The 20,134-nt window shown below is 37.1% G+C and carries 15 protein-coding genes and 1 pseudogene; 3 read left to right on the top strand and 13 right to left on the bottom strand.

Annotation, left to right across the window (positions count from 1 at the left end):
* Positions 1-144: 144 nt before the first annotated feature.
* Positions 145-1,020 carry a YihY/virulence factor BrkB family protein gene (locus tag V179_RS0101220; RefSeq protein WP_028389909.1) on the top strand — a complete coding sequence of 292 codons (876 nt, stop codon included), beginning with the start codon at positions 145-147 and terminating at the stop codon, positions 1,018-1,020.
* A gap of 627 nt (positions 1,021-1,647) precedes the next feature.
* Here V179_RS0101220 and V179_RS32275 read toward each other — a convergent pair.
* Positions 1,648-2,053, bottom strand: a pseudogene (locus tag V179_RS32275) (DUF5412 domain-containing protein).
* 353 nt (positions 2,054-2,406) lie between these two features.
* Between V179_RS32275 and V179_RS0101210 the strand changes: the two are divergent.
* Positions 2,407-4,587, top strand: coding sequence for a peptidoglycan D,D-transpeptidase FtsI family protein (locus tag V179_RS0101210; protein WP_028389908.1), 2,181 nt, complete (start codon positions 2,407-2,409; stop codon positions 4,585-4,587).
* 323 nt (positions 4,588-4,910) lie between these two features.
* On the opposite strand, the gene fba is transcribed toward V179_RS0101210, so the two are convergent.
* From fba to iolA, 4 genes are all read right to left on the bottom strand, one after another.
* Entirely contained in the window at positions 4,911-5,750 is an 840-nt protein-coding gene (gene fba / locus V179_RS0101205; protein ID WP_028389907.1) for a class II fructose-1,6-bisphosphate aldolase, read from the bottom strand.
* A 114-nt stretch (positions 5,751-5,864) separates the two neighbouring features.
* A complete protein-coding gene (gene iolC, locus V179_RS0101200; RefSeq protein WP_028389906.1) occupies positions 5,865-6,857 on the bottom strand; it encodes a 5-dehydro-2-deoxygluconokinase in 993 nt (330 codons plus the stop codon).
* Positions 6,858-6,943: 86 nt separating this feature from the next.
* Entirely contained in the window at positions 6,944-7,069 is a 126-nt protein-coding gene (locus tag V179_RS32270; RefSeq protein WP_407637224.1) for a 5-deoxy-glucuronate isomerase, read from the bottom strand.
* Positions 7,070-7,311: 242 nt separating this feature from the next.
* Positions 7,312-8,781: a methylmalonate-semialdehyde dehydrogenase gene (gene iolA, locus V179_RS0101195; protein WP_028389905.1), complete on the bottom strand. Its 1,470-nt coding sequence runs from the start codon at positions 8,779-8,781 to the stop codon at positions 7,312-7,314.
* A gap of 497 nt (positions 8,782-9,278) precedes the next feature.
* On the opposite strand from iolA, the gene V179_RS0101190 reads away from it, so the two are divergent.
* Positions 9,279-10,046, top strand: coding sequence for a DeoR/GlpR family DNA-binding transcription regulator (locus V179_RS0101190; protein WP_028389904.1), 768 nt, complete (start codon positions 9,279-9,281; stop codon positions 10,044-10,046).
* Between the two features lie 926 nt (positions 10,047-10,972).
* On the opposite strand, the gene V179_RS0101180 is transcribed toward V179_RS0101190, so the two are convergent.
* From V179_RS0101180 to V179_RS0101145, 8 genes are all read right to left on the bottom strand, one after another.
* The gene (locus tag V179_RS0101180; protein ID WP_034300185.1) at positions 10,973-12,148 is read right to left on the bottom strand and encodes a M20 family metallopeptidase; all 1,176 of its coding nucleotides are present in this window, start codon (positions 12,146-12,148) and stop codon (positions 10,973-10,975) included.
* A 3-nt stretch (positions 12,149-12,151) separates the two neighbouring features.
* Positions 12,152-13,381, bottom strand: a complete 1,230-nt coding sequence (locus tag V179_RS0101175; RefSeq protein ID WP_028389901.1) for a Zn-dependent hydrolase — start codon at positions 13,379-13,381, stop codon at positions 12,152-12,154.
* Between the two features lie 15 nt (positions 13,382-13,396).
* Complete coding sequence (locus tag V179_RS0101170) at positions 13,397-14,584, bottom strand: hypothetical protein (RefSeq protein ID WP_028389900.1); 1,188 nt, start codon at positions 14,582-14,584, stop codon at positions 13,397-13,399.
* A 596-nt stretch (positions 14,585-15,180) separates the two neighbouring features.
* Positions 15,181-16,272 carry a mechanosensitive ion channel family protein gene (locus tag V179_RS0101165; protein WP_028389899.1) on the bottom strand — a complete coding sequence of 364 codons (1,092 nt, stop codon included), beginning with the start codon at positions 16,270-16,272 and terminating at the stop codon, positions 15,181-15,183.
* A 247-nt stretch (positions 16,273-16,519) separates the two neighbouring features.
* Positions 16,520-17,704 (bottom strand): DHH family phosphoesterase, encoded by a 1,185-nt coding sequence (locus V179_RS0101160; RefSeq protein ID WP_028389898.1) that lies wholly within the window; start codon positions 17,702-17,704, stop codon positions 16,520-16,522.
* Positions 17,705-17,878: 174 nt separating this feature from the next.
* Positions 17,879-18,469 carry a lysophospholipid acyltransferase family protein gene (locus V179_RS0101155; RefSeq protein WP_028389897.1) on the bottom strand — a complete coding sequence of 197 codons (591 nt, stop codon included), beginning with the start codon at positions 18,467-18,469 and terminating at the stop codon, positions 17,879-17,881.
* A 61-nt stretch (positions 18,470-18,530) separates the two neighbouring features.
* The gene (locus tag V179_RS30925) at positions 18,531-18,671 is read right to left on the bottom strand and encodes a hypothetical protein (RefSeq protein WP_154663983.1); all 141 of its coding nucleotides are present in this window, start codon (positions 18,669-18,671) and stop codon (positions 18,531-18,533) included.
* Positions 18,672-20,129, bottom strand: coding sequence for a tagaturonate reductase (locus V179_RS0101145; RefSeq protein ID WP_028389896.1), 1,458 nt, complete (start codon positions 20,127-20,129; stop codon positions 18,672-18,674).
* Positions 20,130-20,134: the final 5 nt, after the last annotated feature.

Here is a 20,134-nt window from a genome sequence, read left to right as displayed (position 1 = left end):
TTATGGGACCCAACATCTATCACTCTACAAGCCAATCTGGACTTCTTTCTTTTGGTAAACGATAAGTTTTAGAATAACCAAGGATTATGTTCGTATTTCTAGGGAATAGACTTCTATCCAGTAAAAATTCGGGAGTGAAGTCTAATGAAACATCTACTAGCGTTCGGAAAAGAGCTTAAGAACAAGGTTAAGGAGGATCGGGCAACAGGGTTAGCTGCTGAACAGGCGTATTATTACTTGCTTTCTCTCTTTCCCTTACTCATTTTATTGCTTTCAATTCTTCCCTATCTAAATATTGAGCCACAACAAGCAATCAACTTTATGAATCATTTCTTACCGTCCGAAACTACGGGCGTGTTAGCCGAGACGATTATCGAAGTTGTAACAAAGTCATATGGAGGACTTTTTACAATCGGAATCATAGGAACGATTTGGTCAGCTTCTAAAGGAATGAACGCCTTTATGCATGCCATGAATGTTGCTTTTGATGTTAAAGAAACAAGAAATTTCATTATGGCTCGACTGATTTCCATTGCCTTAACTTTAGGTTTGATCGTTGCCTTTATTATTGTACTCGTACTGCCGATATTCGGTAATGTTATTCTAAATATAACTAATCAAGTTGTTCCAGTTACCATTGAGCTCAAAAACATCTTCAATCTACTACGCTGGGGCATTGCTTCCGTTGTCATCGCGATTGTACTTACTCTTTTATACAAATTTGCTCCTAATAAGAAATACTTATTTAAACATGTACTTCCCGGTGCTATCGTTGCCACAATCACTTGGCTAATCATTTCAATTGCCTTCTCTTTTTATGTAAGTAACTTTGGCAATTATTCTTCCACATATGGAAGTCTAGGTGGGATCATCGTGTTGATGCTATGGCTATATGCAACTGGCCTTATTCTTGTGATTGGTGGAGAAATCAATGCCATTTTCCATAACAGATTTTCTTCATCAAAGGAAGTAACTCGTGTGAAACCAGTGAATTCAAGGGATCGGAAATTGCCGACTTAATACGAACGCTAAGTTGTTTGACAATGTTGACTTTCCACTCATTTCATCAAAAAGTATTGCTTAACTGATCGGGAAAAATTGAGCAGATTTGTATTGTTACTTCCGTCTACGACTACTGTCGGCAAACACAAAGCTACTCCTCCTAATAAAAATCCATCTTTTTTTGATGGTACAATTTCTTAACAACGAATAACCGGTCAAAGCTTATCTTCGTATGCTTTGATCGGTTATTTCATTTATTTGAAACATCAATGATAAATTCTAATTTTTATTATTTGTGTTCTTCAGTTAGCTTGTTGCCATGATGCGTAGATGCAAATCTACATTATTGTTGACTTAAGCACAATTGTTCATGTGGTACATATCCTTCAAATCCATTTATAGAGGAAGTCTAACCCCCACCATTGTTGCTTTAAAATAGAGTTTGATCTAAACCACCTCCATATATCGGCATTTTATGATAAGTAAACAGAATCCATTTTTTTTAAAAAGATTGTTCAAAATGGATTCTTATCCTTATCTATCAAATTTGAGTTTTGGTTTATTAAAAAAGTTTGATCATTTTCTGCAAATATTACTCCACAATCGATCCCTTTAGTGGAGTAATATTGTGTATTAATTTATTAATTATTTTATCCCACTTCTATAATCATAAGTTTCATTTGGTAGCTTCAATTGCACGTTATTTATAATTACTGTATTGTCATCTATCCATTCTATTTTTGCGATTTCCTCTCTGTATTGCCAATATATTTTCTTTGACCTTTTATTTTCTTTATTAAAAACTAATTCTCCCAAAACTGCGTACGAAACTGTTGCACCACCATTAGATAGATAAGCATTTACCGTATATGTGCCATTTGGAAGTAGATTGGTTGATTAATTCATCTTTAAATCGGCTCCAATCAAAGAAAACCCAATTCACTCCATAAGCTATAATTCCTGCAAATAACAGTCCCAAAATAAAAAATACTTTAAGTATTTTTTTGTGAGTTTTCTTCTTTTCTTTTTTATAATCAGCGTCAAAATTCATTGTTTATGCCCCCATTAGCTCTATGTCCAAAAACCAACCGCAAATATAATCAAGAAAAAATGATACCGAACAATATTTTTAATAATACTCAAACTATATTAGAAAGCACCTCCGTTAGTCGACCAACGTAAGTGATCCTCCGATTATTCAAACATTGTACCTTATTACGGAAGAACGTTTCAAAGACTCAATTGAAGAAAATCTATTATAAAGACAACCAAGATTCTTCATTAATGTTCCGATTAGTTTTAATACAGCGATTCAACATCCATCTATTAACACACTAGTAAAATAACACCATATTATATATACTTATGTAGTTGACTATTTTAAAAGGAAGTGTATGACTTGTAATGAAAAGAGAAAAAAAGAAAAAGACTCATATTCCTTTTAGATTAAATATGCTTTTCTTAATTGTTTTTCTTTTATTTTCACTATTGATTCTTCGGCTTGGCCTTTTGCAGATTGTTTTTGGAGAAGATTATAAAAGAGAAATCGAAAGAACCGAAGATGTAATTGTGAACAATCCCGTACCGCGAGGAAAAATGTATGATCGTAATATAAAGGTAATAGTAGATAATGAACCGTTGAATGCAATCACCTATACAAGAAGCCAAACTACAAGGGCAAGAGAAATGCTGGAAACAGCAGAAAAACTGGCACAGTTTATCACTAAAGAAACCGATAAGATAAGAGAGCGTGATCGTAAGGATTTCTGGATTCTCAAAAATCCGGAAGAAGCAGAGGCAAAAATCACGAATGCTGATCGAAAGAAGGTTACAGAAGGTGAACTTGAAGAAAAAGATCTATACAAATTACAGATTGAAAGAATTACAGACGAAGAAATAAATTCCTTTACAGAGGACGAGCTTGAAGTACTAGCGATTTACCGTGAATTTTCAAGTGGGTATGCACTAACCCCTCAAATAGTAAAAAATAGAAATGTGACTGAACATGAGTTTGCAACGGTCAGTGAACATCTTGATGAACTGCCGGGAGTAGGAATTACAACGGATTGGGACCGAACTTATTCATATGGTAATACGCTTAAATCAGTGTTAGGAGTAGTATCATCATCGGAAGAAGGACTTCCTAGTGAAAAGCTTGATTACTATCTTTCACTTGGCTACAGCAGAAATGACAGAGTAGGAAAAAGCTATATTGAAGCACAGTATGAAAATGTTTTGCAAGGAAAGAAAGCAAAAATGAAAAATGTTACAGATAAGGCCGGAAATGTTGTGTTGTCAGAAGTCGTTTCAGAAGGCCAACGAGGAAATGATTTAGTTTTAACGCTTGATATGGATCTACAGCTTGCAATTGAAGAAGAGATTGAAAGAAAATTGATTCAATCTAAAGCCTTAGGAAATACTAAATTTCTTGACCGAGCATTTGTTGTTTTAATAGATCCTAGAACTGGAGAAATTTTAACAATGGCTGGAAAGCAATATACGAGGAACAAGGAAACAAGGAAACACTCCATTACCGATTTTGCACTCGGGAATATTACTACATCCTATACAGTCGGTTCAAGCGTAAAAGGAGCTACCGTCTTAACGGGCTACCAAACAAAAGCCATTCAGCCTGGCCAAGTTATTAACGATACTACGATGCGAATTAAAAATACACCGCCAAAAGGTTCCTATACCAACATGGGCCCTATCAATGACTTAACTGCTTTGAAGCGTTCATCAAACGTATACATGTTCAAGACCGCTATCGCCATAGGAAAAGGTAATTATGTCCCGAATCAACCGTTAAATTTGAAAAACCCTAATGCATTTTTGACCATCCGAAATTCATTTGCTAATTTTGGTCTTGGTGTACGAACTGGTATTGATTTACCAAATGAAATGGTAGGATTTAAGGGTGTAGAAACAAATCCGGGAAAATTAATGGACTTGGCTATTGGACAGTATGATACATATACTCCCATGCAATTGGCTCAATATGTGTCAACGATTGCAAATGGAGGATATAGGATGAAGCCACATCTAGTAAAAGAAATCCGAAATTCAGAAAATAGTAATGACGAACTCGGGGTCATCCTAGAGGAAATTAGGCCTACTGTATTAAATAAACTTGATATGAAGGATTCATGGATCAATCGAATTCATGAAGGCTTTGAGAAAGTTGCAATGGAGCCCGGTGGCACTGCCTATAAATATTTCGCAAAAAAGAAACTGCCATATACCGTTGCTGCAAAAACCGGTACAGCAGAGGCATTCTATGATGGACCAACCAAGGATAAATATAATGGCCTCCAGAAAACGACCAATTTAAGTATTGTCGGATATGCCCCAGCGGCGAATCCTGAAGTGGCCTTTGCCGTAGTTGTCCCTTGGGCTAATCAAGGGAAGCCTGAACTCACTTTAAATAAAGATTTAGCAGTATTTGCCATGGATACATATTTCGCATTAAAACAAAAACGCCAGGAAGAAGGCGCTACAAGCTCAACAGTAGAACTGAAAGTTGATAATAGCGACGATGTAATACAAAAGCAAGCTAAAGTACGTTTAAGCCAAGACAATGATTAAAACAAAAAAACATGCCCGTCTTTAGTCTGAACCCCATAAATGGGATTCAGAAAAAACACATTTATGCCGTAACCAGTTCTCGATATTTAATCGGGGACTGGTTACCCTTATGTAATATAGTTTTATCTATACAACATAAGAGGTGTTTTTTCCTTTGTCCCACTCTAATGGTTCAGTTTTTTTGGGACATGTTTTTTTATGTGAGGATTTGAAGATATTTTTATTAATAAAAGTAAAGTTTCTCTTTTATTTTCTCGGTTTTTCTCAGTACTTCAATTTTTTTGAAGTAAACACTTGTAGTGAAAATAATGGCATTCGTACGCTTATGCTTTATTACTGGTTTTGTACTCTTTCATTTTAGCCTTAATTGTTGCAATGATTGCTTCTTTACCTGGTGTGAGTATTGTACGAGCATCATACACCTTCGTGTCAGACGCTAACACTTCACGAACAGCTTTTGCCCATGCTTGTAGACAGTCTGTATTCACATTAATTTTGGCATGACCGAGTTCTATCGCTTTTTGTATTTGATAATCAGGTATACCAGAACCACCATGAAGTACAAGCGGTACGTCCGTCATATCTGAAATTAGTTTCATGTCAGCAAAACCTAGTATAGGTTCCCCTTGATAGGGTCCATGAACAGAGCCGAGCGCTGCTGCTAATGCATCTACCCCTGCTTCTTTTACAAGACGTACACATTCTTTGGGATCTGCATATTTGATTCCACCTACAATCCCATCTTCCATACCACCAACTGTTCCAACTTCTGCTTCTACGGAAACTTCATGGGGACGTGCATAAGCAACAACTTGTTTTGTCATCGTGATATTTTCAGCAATAGGATAATGAGAGCCGTCAAACATAACAGAACTAAAGCCAGCATCAATCGCTTGTTTACAACGATCAACACTCATACCATGATCTAAATGCAAGGCCACTGGCACAGTTATGGCCATTTCTTCTACAAGAGTATGAACCATTGTCGCAATAATTTTAAAGCCGCCTAAATAATCTACGAGTCGATCGGAAGCAGCTACAATGACAGGCGCTTGCTCTTCTTGTGCAGCTTGTAAAATAGCTTCTACCCACTGGAAGTTATTCATATTATATTGCCCAACAGCATATTTGCCTTCTTTAGCTTCTATTAGCATCTCTTTCATAGATACTAACTTCCTAGAAACTAACGTCACTAATAATCACCTCAATTCTAAACAGATTATTAATTATTGACTAGATCCATTAGCCGCTGTTTTTTCTAATACTGCAAACTCCACCTATATTGTTACTTGCCCAGTTTTTCCGGAAATTAATTGTTCGATTTCTTCTACTGTCGGCATCGCTTCTGATGAACTATGTTTGCTTACTACAATAGCCGCTGATGCACTGCCATATTTTAAAGCGGTTTCAATTTCCATCCCTGAGATTAAAGCATATAAGAAAGCTGAAGCATAGGAATCACCAGCACCGAACGTTTTTAATACTTTTGTTAAATAAGCTTGACCTCTGAATGTTTGCCCTGATTTTGTGTAGGCATAGGAACCATCTACACCGTGTTTAATCACGATTAACTCTGGAGAATGTTTAAACAAATGATTGACGGTATTCTCGTTTTTTCCTTCTGCACTATTTTCCATTACATCAAATTCATCACGCGTACCAATAACAACATCAGCTTGCTTTGCTACTAATGAATAATTCACAGACGTTGCCTCGGCAGATTCCCAAGTATACGGTCGGTAATCCAATTCAAAAATTACTTTCACATCATTTTTCTTAGCAAGATTTACTGCTTTTAATACCGCTTCACGGGATGGACTTTTCGAAAGCGCTGTACCTGAAACGAGTAAAATCTTTGATTGTTTTATGTAATCCTCATGAACCTCAGATGGTTTTAAATAGAGGTCGGCTACATCTTCTCGGTACATTAAAATGCTACATTCTTCTGGACTTTTGATCTCTGTAAACGTTAATCCAGTTTTATGTCCCTCTTGATCTATTACCATATTAGATGTATCAATCCCAACACCACGCATATATTGTTCGATAAAACGGCCATGTTGATCATCAGAAAGTTTACCGATAAATCCTGCTTTTAACCCTAGTTTAGAACCGCCAATCGCAATATTTGCTGGTGAACCACCTACGTATTTTGAAAAAGTCATCGTTTCTTCCATCGGACGGTTATACTCGACTGCGTTTAAATCAATGCAAGCACGACCAATCGCGATGATGTCGTATTTTCTCTCTGTATTAAATTCATATTTCATCTCGGATAACAGCTCCTTTTCTGTAGAAAAGGGGCGGGCTTCGCAAAACAGCTCCGCACCGCCACCTTCATTATGTGGTACAGTTTTTAGATCCTGAGGCCTTTCTCATCGCCTAAGTTAGGAAGATGCTTATGATACCCTACTGGCACGTTCACGATATCGCCATTCTCGACAGTCATTGATTCATCGGATGAACGATCTTCTGTATACACATATTGGAAGACAAATCCTTGGGGCGGATAACTCGACCGCTTTCTGGATATACCTCTAAAACTAAACTATTAGCAGATAGATCTGAAACAGGTAAAATATTATGTACATGATATTATTCAATCAAGACAGAGAAGAGTTGTTTATTCAAGCCTACTTCTATTAGCAAACTAGGAAACTCTCTCTGTCTTAATCTTTCAAGAATTCATATATTTCACAAGCCTACCTTCATCAAATAACCCTCTTATTCAAATGTTGGTTCTACATAGCGTGCTGTGACAACTTTTTTTCGAGTATAGAAATCAACGCTGTCTTTTCCATTTGCGTGTAAAGTACCAAAGAATGATGATTTCCATCCAGAGAATGGGAATAGTGCCATTGGAGCTGGTACACCTAAATTAATTCCTAACATCCCTGCGTCAATATTTTCACGGAAGTAACGTACTGAATGAGCATTGGTTGTAAATAGACAAGCTCCATTAGCAAATTCCGATTGATTCGCTATTTCAACCGCTTCTTTTAAATTTTTCACACGAATGATTGATAAAACCGGAGCAAAAATTTCATCTTTCCAAATTTTCATTTCCGTTGTAACACCATCGAAAATAGTTGGTCCAACGAAATAGCCATCTTCAGGTGAGTTAGTACGACCATCACATACAAGATTAGCGCCTTCTTCAATCCCTTTTTCAATATAGTTGATCGTACGTTTATGATTCTCTTCTCTAATAACAGGACCTAAAAATACACCATCATCAAGGCCGTTGCCAATTTTAATAGATGCTGTTTTCTCTTTTAGCTTCGCCATAAATGCATCGGCAATTCCTTCTTCGACTGTTACGACAGCACACGCCATACAACGTTCACCTGCCGAACCAAATGCTGCCCCGATAATATTTGTCACCGTTTCTTCTAAATCAGCATCATTTAGAACAATTGTGTGGTTTTTAGCGCCTGTTAACGCTTGAACACGTTTTAAATTCTCGCTTCCTCGTTTGTATACATATTCTCCAACTGGTTTAGAGCCTACAAATGAAATAGCCTTAATATCAGGATGATCTAGAATACCATTTACGACATCATGGGCACCATGAACCACATTAAATACGCCCTTTGGAAGACCTGCTTCTGTAAATAATTCTACTAATCTTTGAGTTAAAAGCGGCGTTCTTTCCGATGGTTTCAAAATAAACGTATTCCCTAACGCAATGGCCATTGGGAACATCCAACATGGCACCATCATCGGAAAGTTAAATGGTGTAATCCCGCCAATAACTCCGATTGGATAGCGATATGTTGTTGCCTCAACATCTGTAGCAATGGAAGATAGTGAATCTCCCATCATTAAGGATGGTGCACCCGCTGCAAATTCGACATTTTCAATTCCACGTTGCACTTCACCTAATGCTTCAGTCAGATTTTTCCCATTTTCAATCGTAATCAGGCGAGCTAGTTCCTCTTGATGTTTTATTAATAATTGATGAAAATTGAACAAGATTCTCGCACGTCGTGGTACGGCAACTTTACTCCATTTTTCAAATGCCTTTTTAGCGACCTGTGCCGCATATTCGATATCTTCTTTTGTTGAAAGTGGTACTTGTGCAATGACTTCTTTAGTTGCCGGATTATAAACATCTTCATATTGAGCCGTTTTGCTTTCAACCCATTCCCCATTTATATAATTTTTTAGTTTTTCTACTGCTATTGTTGACATGTCAGTTCCTCCTTTGAGAATACTTTAAATTTGGGATACACTGATACCTTCTTACTAACTTATCTAATTGATTATCAAAACTGTATTCCATCAAAAGATTCAAAGTTGTTGAATTTTATTATCTTTTGGATATCTTTTGATCAATTTATGATTAGAGTATATAAATAAAAGCGTTTTCAGTCAAACATTTTCTCTTAATTCAGTTATTTTTTGTTAATTAAGCACATTCATATTCAAAAATCAGCCAATGAAAGGGGTTACTTAATTTAAAAGTATTCTCATTCATCTATATTTTTTAATGTCATTAAATATACTGATTAAGTTTTGGTTAAGTATTGATATAGTCTATCTAATATGACATACTATAACCAATTATCTTGATAGTCGATTTTGTCAAAATGTATTATATTATGGAGACATATTTACATGTTATCATCTAATAACTCTATGACAATGTAACGAAACACTAATATATAAGTAAATAAGGATGGGTAACTATGATAAAAGTAAAGCGAATTAACCTAATTCGAGATTATATTTTTGAACATCAAACTGTATCTTTTGATGAACTTGTGAAAGTGTTTAATGTATCAAAAAATACAATTAGACGTGATATTCAGTTGCTAGTCGAAAGCGGAGAAATTAAAAAGGTATATGGTGGAGTCGCTGTGAATCATTCAACACTTGTATCCTTTACGGAAAGAATCTCACGTAATCAACAACTAAAAATATTAATTGCTCAATCAGCCGCACAATATGTGGAGGATGGGGATATTATATTTATTGATTCAGGGACAACGACTTTAGAAATGTTCGAGTTTTTAAAGACTAAAGAATTGACAATTATTACGAATAATCTTGACTTTATTATTAATTCTCTCCCATATGAAAATTTAAATGTCATTTCAACGGGCGGAATGTTGGACCGTAAAACGAAATCGTTTGCGATTTTAAAGAAAATGGATTTATTAAAGGCATATAATATTAACAAAGCGTTCATGGCGTCAACAGGTATTTCCATAACTAATGGTGTAACTAATTCATCACCTCTTGAAAACGAAATAAAACAAACCGTTGTGGAAAGAAGTTCAGAAGTATATTTATTGGTTGATCATTTTAAATTTGATAAATCTGCTGTAATGACTTATTGCACATTAGATCAGATTGATTATCTGATTACCGACACCCTACCTGATGAAACATATCAAGAATTTGCAAAAGAGAATGGAATTCATCTTGTTACTGCCAATGAAGTAACTTTGTAAATTTGGGATAAAATTTTTCGATCGATCAAGCCTGTCATCACCGTACGATTCATTATAGTAGTTGATTCGCTGTTTTGTGAGAAGTGTGATCATACTGTTTTATGCCTTAAGGTAGATACAGGCTTATGTGAGCAAAAACAAGGTGTTCAAACGATGTTGCATATACCTATATTTATCTCATCATTCTTTGTCGACAAGAATGATGAGTTTTATTGTAAACGCCTACAAAGTACGAGAGGTGAGATAATATGCATGCAGCTTAATTAAGAAGCAATAACAGTTTTATTAGTGGTGACAAAGCGAGTAGATGGAACTGATCGGGAAAATATTAATTTTTAAAAGAGTGTACTCTGACAAAATGGGGTTCCATACAATATGTTCATTTTAGTCTGGTGTGTAAATTTCGATTCCGGCGCGTAAAATGCCTGTTTCGGCTCGCAAATCTCTTTTCTGGCACGTAAAGGGCCCGTTCCCGCTCGCAATTCTCTTTTCTGGCTCGTAAAGGGCCCGTTCCCGCTCGCAATTCTCTTTTCTGGCGCGTAAAGTGACTGTTCCGGCTCACAAATCTCTTTTCTGCGCGTAAAGGGCCTGTTCCCGCTCGCAATTCTCTTTCTGGCACGTTAAGGGCCCGTTCCCGCTCGCAATTCTCTTTCTGGCACGTAAAGGGCCCGTTCCCGCTCGCAATTCTCTTTTCTGGCGCGTAAAGGGCCCGTTTCCGCTCGCAATTCTCTTTTCTGACTCGTAAAGTGTGCCCGTTCCCGCTCGCAATTCTCTTTCAGAAACAAAAACCATGTAACGGATCAGAGAAACAAGACAAAGAAGGTGTCCAAAAGAGCTTGACCTTACACTTTGTACAAGAAATTTAGTCTGCATGAAGTGTATAATGTCTAAACCCATTGGTTTTGCACCTTCTTTTGTTTACTCTGTTATTCGTTCAAATATGCCCATGCATATTGTGCGTATAGTTCTGCTCCAGTACCAAGAGCGTCTTCGTCAATATTGAATTTGCCATGGTGATGTGCCCATTCCGTATCTTTTTCAGGATTTCCACTCCCCACTAATGCAAAGCTACCAGGGGCTTCATCTAGATAGAAGCTGAAGTCTTCGCCACCCATTGTCGGTTTTTCAGAATATAAAACATCCTCACCAAATGCTTCTGAAGCGACCTTTTGTACGAACTTAGCACTGTGTTCATCATTAATAACCGGTTGGGTTCCGCGGATATATTCAACTTTGGCGCTTGCACCGTAAATGTTGGCGACATTTTCAGCGTATTGCTCGATTTGTTGTTCAATATGAGCTCGCGTTTCATTGTCAAAACAACGGACAGTCCCTTCGATGACAGCATTTTCGGCAATGACGTTGAACCGTGTGCCTACATCCATTTTGCCTATCGTTAGAACGGCAGGTTTTTGCGGGTCAATCGTTCTTGATACAACTGATTGAACATTCATGACGAAAGAAGAGGCGACAATTGCTGCATCGATGCAATCTTGTGGCATAGCGCCATGACCGCCTTTTCCTTTAAATGTCACTCTGACAATATCTGCTGAAGCAAAAGATGGTCCCGGTGTACATGAAACTTTATGAGTCGGCATTTGTGACCATATATGAATTCCGAATACATTATCAACGCCTTCAATTGCTCCTTGCTTCACCATTTCTCGTGCACCTGTTGCCGCTTCTTCAGCAGGCTGAAATATTAATCGGACAGTTCCAGGCAATTCTGCTTTTCTTTCATTTAGAGCTTTGGCTGCAATAAGCAACATGGCTGTATGTGAATCATGACCACAAGCATGCATTTTGCCATCTTCTTTTGAAGCATAAGGAAGATTTTTGTTCAATTCTTCAACAGGTAATGCATCCATATCAGCTCTTAAAGCCACAGTTTTTCCTGCCTGAGCCCCTACAATATTTGCAATGACACCAGTAGGATTTGTTCTACGATAAGGAATTCCTAGATTTTCTAGATATTCACAGATGAATGCGGTTGTGTTTTCTTCTTCCCATGATAACTCAGGTTCACTATGGAATTTTCTGCGTAACTCTGTTAGTTCTTCGCTATATGTCTGAATTGCTTCTTTAATTTTTTGATGAATCACTTTTTATTCAACCTCCGTTAAGTGCTTCGCAGCTTCAAAAAGAATTTGGACGCCTTCGGCCAAATGACGTGCATCTGACCATTCTTCTGGACAATGGCTAAGACCCTCTTTACTTGGAACGAAAATCATCCCTACATTTGTAACATCAGAAAAAATCATCGCATCATGACCGGCACCACTATTAATTGAGCAATACGGGATTTCTAATCTACTACTCTCTTGTTTCAATAAGGAGCGAATGTCTGTACTCAACTCTTTTGGTTGAATAAACAAAAGCTCTTCAACAGATGTTCGGATTCCATTTTCACTGTGAGACTGTATCAATTCTATTGTTTTTTGAATCATGTTTCGTACGTTTTCTTCCTTACCAGATCTGATGTCCACAGAAAATACAACTTTGTCTGGAATGACATTGGCTCCATTTGGAAATACTTCTAGACGACCTGTTGTGATGACTGCCCCTTCTCCTTCATCGATTGCAAGATCCGGCAAGTGGGCAATGATCTTCGCTGCGGCAACTAATGCATCTGAGCGGCGATCCATAGGAGTTGTACCGGCATGTCCTGCTCGCCCTTCTATCGTCACTTCCAATTGAGCCAACCCAACAATAGCTTCAACGACACCGATTGGAATATTCTTTTCTTCTAGAATCGGACCTTGTTCGATATGCATTTCCAAAAATGCCTTTATTGTATTTGGCTTTCTCTCTTTGGCTAATGAAGAATCTAGTCCGATTTTTGACATTGCTTCTTCCGTCGAGATGCCGTCTTTGTCTTTTAGATTTTTAAAATCATCCGCACTCAGTGAACCGATAATTCCTCGTGATCCCATCAGTCCGCCACCAAATCTTGATCCTTCTTCTTCGACCATCGCGATGACTTCCAAAGGATATTTCGGTTTTAAATGATTTTCAGAAAAGAGAGCGGCTACTTCCAAACCTGCAACAACTCCGGCAGTCCCGTCATACGCCCCACCATTCGGGACAGAATCAAAATGGGAACCGATGAGAACACTTGGTCCACCTTTTAAACTACCTTCAAGCTTTCCGAAAATATTACCGAGACCATCTTCCGAAACGGTTAGGCCATATTCCTTCATTTTTTCCTTGATATAATTTCTTGCTTGCAAATCTTCTTTGCTGTACGTAAGGCGAGTAACCCCTTTTTCAGGTGTTGATGTAAATGCACTCAAAGCGTTTATATGGCTTTCAATTCGATGTTGAGACTCTTCCATAATACCCCTCCTTGTTTACAAAAACCCTACGAAAATTCCTGCTAATATTACAGACACGATTGTAACAGTGATGAAACCGCCGACGAGCATTGGTGGCAGCATATGACTCGTTAGCACTTCTTTTTCTTTCTCGTCATTCGTTAAAGACTTAATGACTTCATTCGTGATGATATAGTCTGCGGGAAACCCATATAAGGCTGTTAACGATACAGCAAACGCCATTTCTTTACTCACTTTTAAAACCTTACCGATAATAAATGAGAATATATACATTCCGATTACTGCTAAAATAATACAAACAATAAGAGGATATAAGATCTCAAGCATCATACTTGGTGTCGCCTTTTGCAAACCGTCGAAAATGAAAAGCATAAGAGCCATAATGGAGAAACCGAACCCATTCGCTTTTTGTAAAGGTTGTTTTTCCAAAAATCCGACACTTTTTGCGATAATCCCAAACAATAAACATAGGACAAGTGCATTTACCGTTACGAACGGCGCAAGTAATGTAGAGACAAGATAGGCAAGGTAACCAACTAAGGCTAGCCTAAAAAATTTGAAATATTCCGTGTTATATTTTTCCGGCAAATATTTGAAAAGTTTAAGTTCCTGCTCTTTTTCTACTTCCACACCATTTTTCGCATCTTTGATTGTCAGCTCTCCACTACGGTATTTCTCAAGTAATTTTTTCCCTTCCTTTTTTAATACAATTGAAGTAATGGGATATCCTGCAAATCCTTGCATAACGTAGATGACGATTGCAAATACAGATAAAGACGCAAGTCCTGCTTCTTTGGCTCCTTCAGACATAATTATCGCTGATACGATTCCACCTACTAATGGAGGAATGGCAACAACGACTGTTTTAAAGTCGAAAATCAATGTTCCAATCGTAAATAGTATAGCGATAATACCTAATACACCAGAAAGGGCAATGACAATGGTCTTCCATTGATTCTTCAATTCTTGAAGAGAAAGCAAAGTCCCCATATTTGTAATTAATAAGAACATCATCATCGTCGCAACCACTGGTGGTACTCCAGCCACCGCTACGATGTCTGTAGGGAAAAATGTCCAATATCCAATCAGAAATAGTACAGCACAAACGAATACAGACGGTACCCAGGCTTTTGTTCGAACAGCTACTACGTCACCTATATATAAAATTAATACAAGAATAACTAAAGCTAACATTTGTGGCATAGGAATCACTTCACTTTCATATAATGTGTTAATATTTTAATATTTTAAAATATTAACACAGGATTATGTAAATTGAAAGATAATTTTGATTTTTAGGTTAATTAAAATAAAAACCCAGAAATGAAAGTGCTTTATTTAGCAGTTTATTGAAAAAATTACCTGAAGTTCACGATATTATACTGTCTCTGCCCCAGGTAATTTAAAACATATTCGCTCATTTTTAGGTGAACCATTACAATATTTGTATAATATTCAATCTCAACAGCACATCAGGTTGGTGATTGAATGAAAAATATAGGACATAATTTCTGAAAACGTTAAAGTGGAGAATGATAGTAGTTACCTCTTTTTAAACAGATAAGCTAGTTGAGGCCTCTAGGTTTTTGAATCATCAAATGATTCATATTTGTCGTGCCCGTAGGTATAGGCAAAACTTTCTCCATTTAACATCCATACTAAAAAACACACGTCTAAACCATTTAAATAATTTGAATGGTTTAGACGTGTGTTTTTATCAATTATCGTTTTTTCGATAGCAAATTTTTCAGATCATGTCGCCAAGTTCAGCAGTTTAATGCACTATCAGTATCCTCACTTCAAGATCCTTCATACTCAACTTTACTATTTGCTTCTAATTTTGAATCTACATACAATCTTCTATTCGGTATCGCAAGAGAAACCCCTTCATTATCAAGAATATCCATTATTTCAAAATTAATTTCTTCTTTTATTTTTAAGAATTCTATCCAGACGGTAGTTTTCGTAAAAAAGTATAAGTAAATGTCTAGCCCATCTATCCCGTATTTATCAAACTTAACAACGATTGTGTCTTGGTGGACGTCAACGTGATTTTTTAACATGTACTCAATCTGTTTAATCACATCTTCTAATTTATCTTTAGGCGTTTCATACGTGACACTTATGTTGAACACAATTCGCCTTTTCCCCATTTCACTCCAGTTCGTGATTGTTTCATTTGCTAATTTTGCATTAGGTACTGTTACGAGTGCTTGAGCGAATGTGCGTATTTTCGTACTTCTGAAAGTAATCGTCTCAACGGTTCCTTCCACGCTAGGTGTCAAAACCCAATCCCCAATTGTAAAAGGTTTTTCGGTAATAATAACGATTCCTCCAAATAAATTACCAATTGCATCCTTTGCTGCTAGGGCAATTGCAAGTCCGCCTAAACCTAACCCTCCAACAAAACCAATAACATTATAATCAAATTCCTCTGCTATCGCACTAAAACTGATGACTACGATGATAACTCGTAATACTTTAGACAAAAACGGGATGAGTATCTTATCGATTTCAAAATTGAATCTTTCGTTAAGCCTTGCAAAAACAAGTCTAGATGAAGATGTTAAGTTATACAATCCCCAACCGACAATAAAGATAATCGTGGATTTTACTAATTTAATAAATAACACATGCGCATGGTCCAAATATGGGAAATACCAAACAGAAACATAAATACCTAATAGAATGAACAACCACTGAATCGGTTTTTCAAATGATAAAAAAATGTGATAAAAAAAAGTGTGTGGTGCTTTTTGGCTTACTTTTAAAAGAAGCGCAATAACATACTTTGCAAATATCTTCCGAAAAATAAGGAATAGTAAAAATATTCCTATTGAAATTGCTACATGATTTATAAATTCATATGAAAAAATAAATTTCCATGACATAACGATCTAGCTCCTAACAAGCCTTGTCATAGCAAGGTAGATTTAACGTTGCAGGTTCTTCTAGTACCATTATATATTCCTATAATGACCTACTTTATTATCCGCAATTCTGCTGAAAAGTAGTCAAAAAAAGGTTGCCCTATAACAAAAAGGCCAGATCTCACATCTACTATATATCGTTTAGGACGTGTAAATGACACGATAAACGGTACATAGAGTGTGAGGTCTGACCCTTTGGGACACCCTCTTATTTTTTATAATAAGGTGAGAATTTTAGTAAATGGCCAATCCAATCCGCATCTCTAACTAACGCTGCAAAGAATTCCTTTTTCACATGCTTTTCCGCTGCTTCAAATGAAGGGAATGTTGTTGTAAGTGGTTTCTGATTTACCTCAATCACCCAATCTCCCTTACCTTTTTGATACACAAAAATTGATTCGTCAGTTTTCCCTTTATAAAGAGAACCGCTTGGAGCACCTTTCAAATTATAATGATTGTTATAGGCATCACGCTTTAGCGGCTCTAAATAGAATGTTTGTTCAACGAATTGTTTAAATGCCTTCTCAGTTAAGTTACATCCTGAAGCTTTGCGATGTCCACCACCGTCATAAAGCGCCGCAATTTCAGAAACATCCACAGCTTCGTGAATCGTTCGTAAACTAATTCGTTTACTACCGACCATTACTATCGCAATATAGTCAAGGTGGGTAAACTCTTTGGAAAGCTCATTCCCAAGTTCTGAATGATAGTTTTCCCCATGAACAATCCCTGCTAAATGTTCTCCTATAACCACTTGATACACTTCACGCTTTTTTCGATTTATGTAACGTGTTACCCTGCTTTCTTCAACATCAAGTAACTTACTTTCAATCTCATCAAATTGAAACGGTTCGCTCCTATTGAGTTTCGTCAAAATTTTCCCTTCAAACTCATCAATTGATATCATGAAGAAAAGATCGTTTAATTTCTTTGCAGTGAAATTTTGATTTACATCCCACTCCCATGTATCATACTGCCTCACTAATTCAACAAACTCATCTGCACTTTTTGTTTTTGTAAGCAAGTCGTTTGTAGCTAAGTAATCGTATAAAAGTGATGTAGCTGATGTTAACTTGCCATCTTCCTGCTCAACGGTTACAGACGCCCAAGCATGTTCATTCAGATGCAGTGCCGATTTATGATGATCAATTAACAATGCCTTTCCGCCAGCAGCAACATATTCATTAATTTTCTTTTCATTCTCTTCGTTCACAGATAAATCAGTAATAATGAGTGTGTCCATTCCCGTAGCATTTTCAAGAAATTCAGCCACTTGATGATTCAATCGAGCAATCGAATTATAGCTCACCTTAACTTCATTCCCCCAAGCAAGCTTAGCGACAATTCCACAGCCGACTCCATCTAAATCATTATGTGAAAAGAGATGGTACATATAACCCCTCCTAAAAACAGATATTTTATAGCTTACCCTAATTTGACATTTTCCTTCATAATTAAAGGCCTTAGTAAAAAGAAAAAACGACTTTAATAAGTGTGTATGAGCGAAGGCGTTTACACCAAAAACAGTCTAGGATATTTTACCATTACAACAACAACTTTCAAACAATTAAGAGCTTATACGCTGTTCCAATGCTTTAAAGACATCCGATAATTCCGTTGTTACAAGGTCCAGCTCATCCTTCCCTTTCTTAGCTGAATCTAGATAAATCGGTTCACCAAGAATAATCGTAATCGGCTGCCTTTTAAATAAATCTTTAAAACCGGTTGGACCAGAGTAAGCAGCTGGCACGATTGGCACACGAGCTAATTTCGCTATCGTAACCGCTCCCCGCTTTAACGGAACCTCATCAGATGTTCTCGTGCCAGAAGGAAAAATCCCCACATTCTCACCTTGCTTTAATAATTGAATCGGAATCTTCACCGTGCTCGTACCAGGGTTATCACGATCAACAGGAAATGCATTGATTTTCCTTAGAAACCAACCAATTGCTTTGCTCTGGAATAATTCTTTCTTAGCCATAAAATGAATTTCCACAGGTAAAATCGAGACGCCGAGCGCCAGAATGTCAACCCACCCTCGATGTGTACAAGCAATGACATAGCCAGACTCTACAGGCAGATTCTCGATATTTTTCACAATCAATTTGCCACGTAACTTTAACAGGAATCTCACTAACTTAGCGACAGGTGTATACATTCACTTTCACTCCTATATGGATAGATACATCCATTTTATCACTAAGTTTTATTACTTGGTACTAATATCTGCTTCCCTCTTTATTTTTGACTTTTCTAGATCCTAAATCACTACTGTTAATATCCTTTAATTCGGACTCCCTTACCTGTACTTCCCCCCCTTCTTGAAGTAAATCTCTTACTCTTACTAATCTCCTTTCCATTCATCCCCCTTCCACAATACATTTAAGCGCTTTCTTCATTCCGTTCATTTCTATGTCGATCACATTTCTCGTCACTTTTTCCGTCAATCCTGGAATGTCATTTAGATCAAGACCCCATACGTCCTGTAACCCAAGAGCCGCATAAACCACTTTCTCATATTGATCTATCGAAGATGCCGCCCCCCATTCTTTTCTGAAAAACTCCAAAAGAGACGGATCATCATCTAATGGAATGCTCTCTTCTCCCCGCTTCCCTTTGTAAAAATACAATAAGGAACTTAGTGAAAAGACAAGTTTTTCTGGTAATGAATTTGTTCGCCTTACATAATCAAGTAGAATTGGAACATTTCTTGCTTTGAATTTTGAGATGGAATTCATAGCAATACTAAGTAAATAATGCTGAATATAAGGATTAGCAAATCTCGCTAATATTTCATGGGAATAGGCCGTCAATTCTTCTTTGGATAAATTCGTAGCTGGAATGATTTCATCTGACATCAAACCTTTTATGAATGCCCCGATGATTTCATGATCTACCGCTTCTTTTACTGTGTCTACGCCATATAAATAGGCAATTGGCGTCATCGCTGAATGAACACCGTTAAGAAGACGGACTTTTCTAGTTCGGTAAGAAGACAAGTCATCCACGATAAATGCATGGATGGACGATTGGTCAATTGGCAATTCTTCTTTGATTGATTCTGGTCCTTCAATTGCCCATAAATGATAATGCTCTGAAACAACCATTAATTCATCGGTATATCCCAGTTCCTCTGTTTTTTTGGCCACTGTATCCTTAGGAAAACCTGGAACAATTCGATCAACTAAGCTATTGCAGAATATATTGGATTCATGAATCCATGTGTGAAATCCTTTCTCTAGATTCCATAAATCAGCTAGTTGCAAGACGATCTCCTTAAGACGTTGGCCATTGTCTTCAATGAGCTCACAAGGAATGATAATGCAGCCTTTTGTGGAATCACCTTGCCATGCACGGTAACGATGATAGAGAAAAGACGTTAATTTTCCAGGAAAGCTTTTTTGCGGTGCATCACAAAGCTTATCAGTTGGTTCATAATAAATTCCAGCTTCAGTTGTGTTAGAAATGATAAACCGGAGCTCTTCGCTTTCGGCTAATTCTAGATATTTCTCATAGTGATTAAAAAGATCAATTCCTCTACTAATACTATTCACGATTGTATGCTCTTCTACTTCTTTGCCATCTTTCATGCCTTGTAAGTAAAGGGTAAAAAGTCCGTCTTGATCGTTTAGCCGTTTAATTTTTTCCGACCCACGCGGCTGAACGACAACAACGCTGCCATTAAAATCTGTTTCCTTATTCAAAACAGCAATTTGCCAATCTACAAAAGCACGCAAGAAGTTCCCTTCACCGAATTGGAGCACCTTTTCAGGATACTTCTTAGATTGCGGGCATATCTCACTACTCAATCTCTTCATTCTAT

This window comes from Bacillus cihuensis (assembly GCF_000504145.1).
Lineage (GTDB): Bacteria > Bacillota > Bacilli > Bacillales > DSM-1321 > Peribacillus > Peribacillus huizhouensis.
This window is presented reverse-complemented; position numbering and strand designations above follow the sequence as displayed.

Bases quoted from the DNA above. Each gene is read 5' to 3' on its own strand.
- iolA (WP_028389905.1), bottom strand. From the start codon at position 8,781: ATGTCAACAATAGCAGTAGAAAAACTAAAAAATTATATAAATGGGGAA.
- V179_RS0101155 (WP_028389897.1), bottom strand. From the start codon at position 18,469: ATGTATACACCTGTCGCTAAGTTAGTGAGATTCCTGTTAAAGTTACGT.
- V179_RS0101145 (WP_028389896.1), bottom strand. From the start codon at position 20,129: ATGAAGAGATTGAGTAGTGAGATATGCCCGCAATCTAAGAAGTATCCT.
- V179_RS0101175 (WP_028389901.1), bottom strand. From the start codon at position 13,381: ATGGAAGAGTCTCAACATCGAATTGAAAGCCATATAAACGCTTTGAGT.
- fba (WP_028389907.1), bottom strand. From the start codon at position 5,750: ATGAAAGAGATGCTAATAGAAGCTAAAGAAGGCAAATATGCTGTTGGG.
- V179_RS0101165 (WP_028389899.1), bottom strand. From the start codon at position 16,272: ATGTCATGGAAATTTATTTTTTCATATGAATTTATAAATCATGTAGCA.
- V179_RS0101170 (WP_028389900.1), bottom strand. From the start codon at position 14,584: ATGCCACAAATGTTAGCTTTAGTTATTCTTGTATTAATTTTATATATA.
- V179_RS0101160 (WP_028389898.1), bottom strand. From the start codon at position 17,704: ATGTACCATCTCTTTTCACATAATGATTTAGATGGAGTCGGCTGTGGA.
- V179_RS0101210 (WP_028389908.1), top strand. From the start codon at position 2,407: ATGAAAAGAGAAAAAAAGAAAAAGACTCATATTCCTTTTAGATTAAAT.
- V179_RS0101190 (WP_028389904.1), top strand. From the start codon at position 9,279: ATGATAAAAGTAAAGCGAATTAACCTAATTCGAGATTATATTTTTGAA.
- V179_RS30925 (WP_154663983.1), bottom strand. From the start codon at position 18,671: ATGGAAAGGAGATTAGTAAGAGTAAGAGATTTACTTCAAGAAGGGGGG.
- iolC (WP_028389906.1), bottom strand. From the start codon at position 6,857: ATGAAATATGAATTTAATACAGAGAGAAAATACGACATCATCGCGATT.
- V179_RS0101220 (WP_028389909.1), top strand. From the start codon at position 145: ATGAAACATCTACTAGCGTTCGGAAAAGAGCTTAAGAACAAGGTTAAG.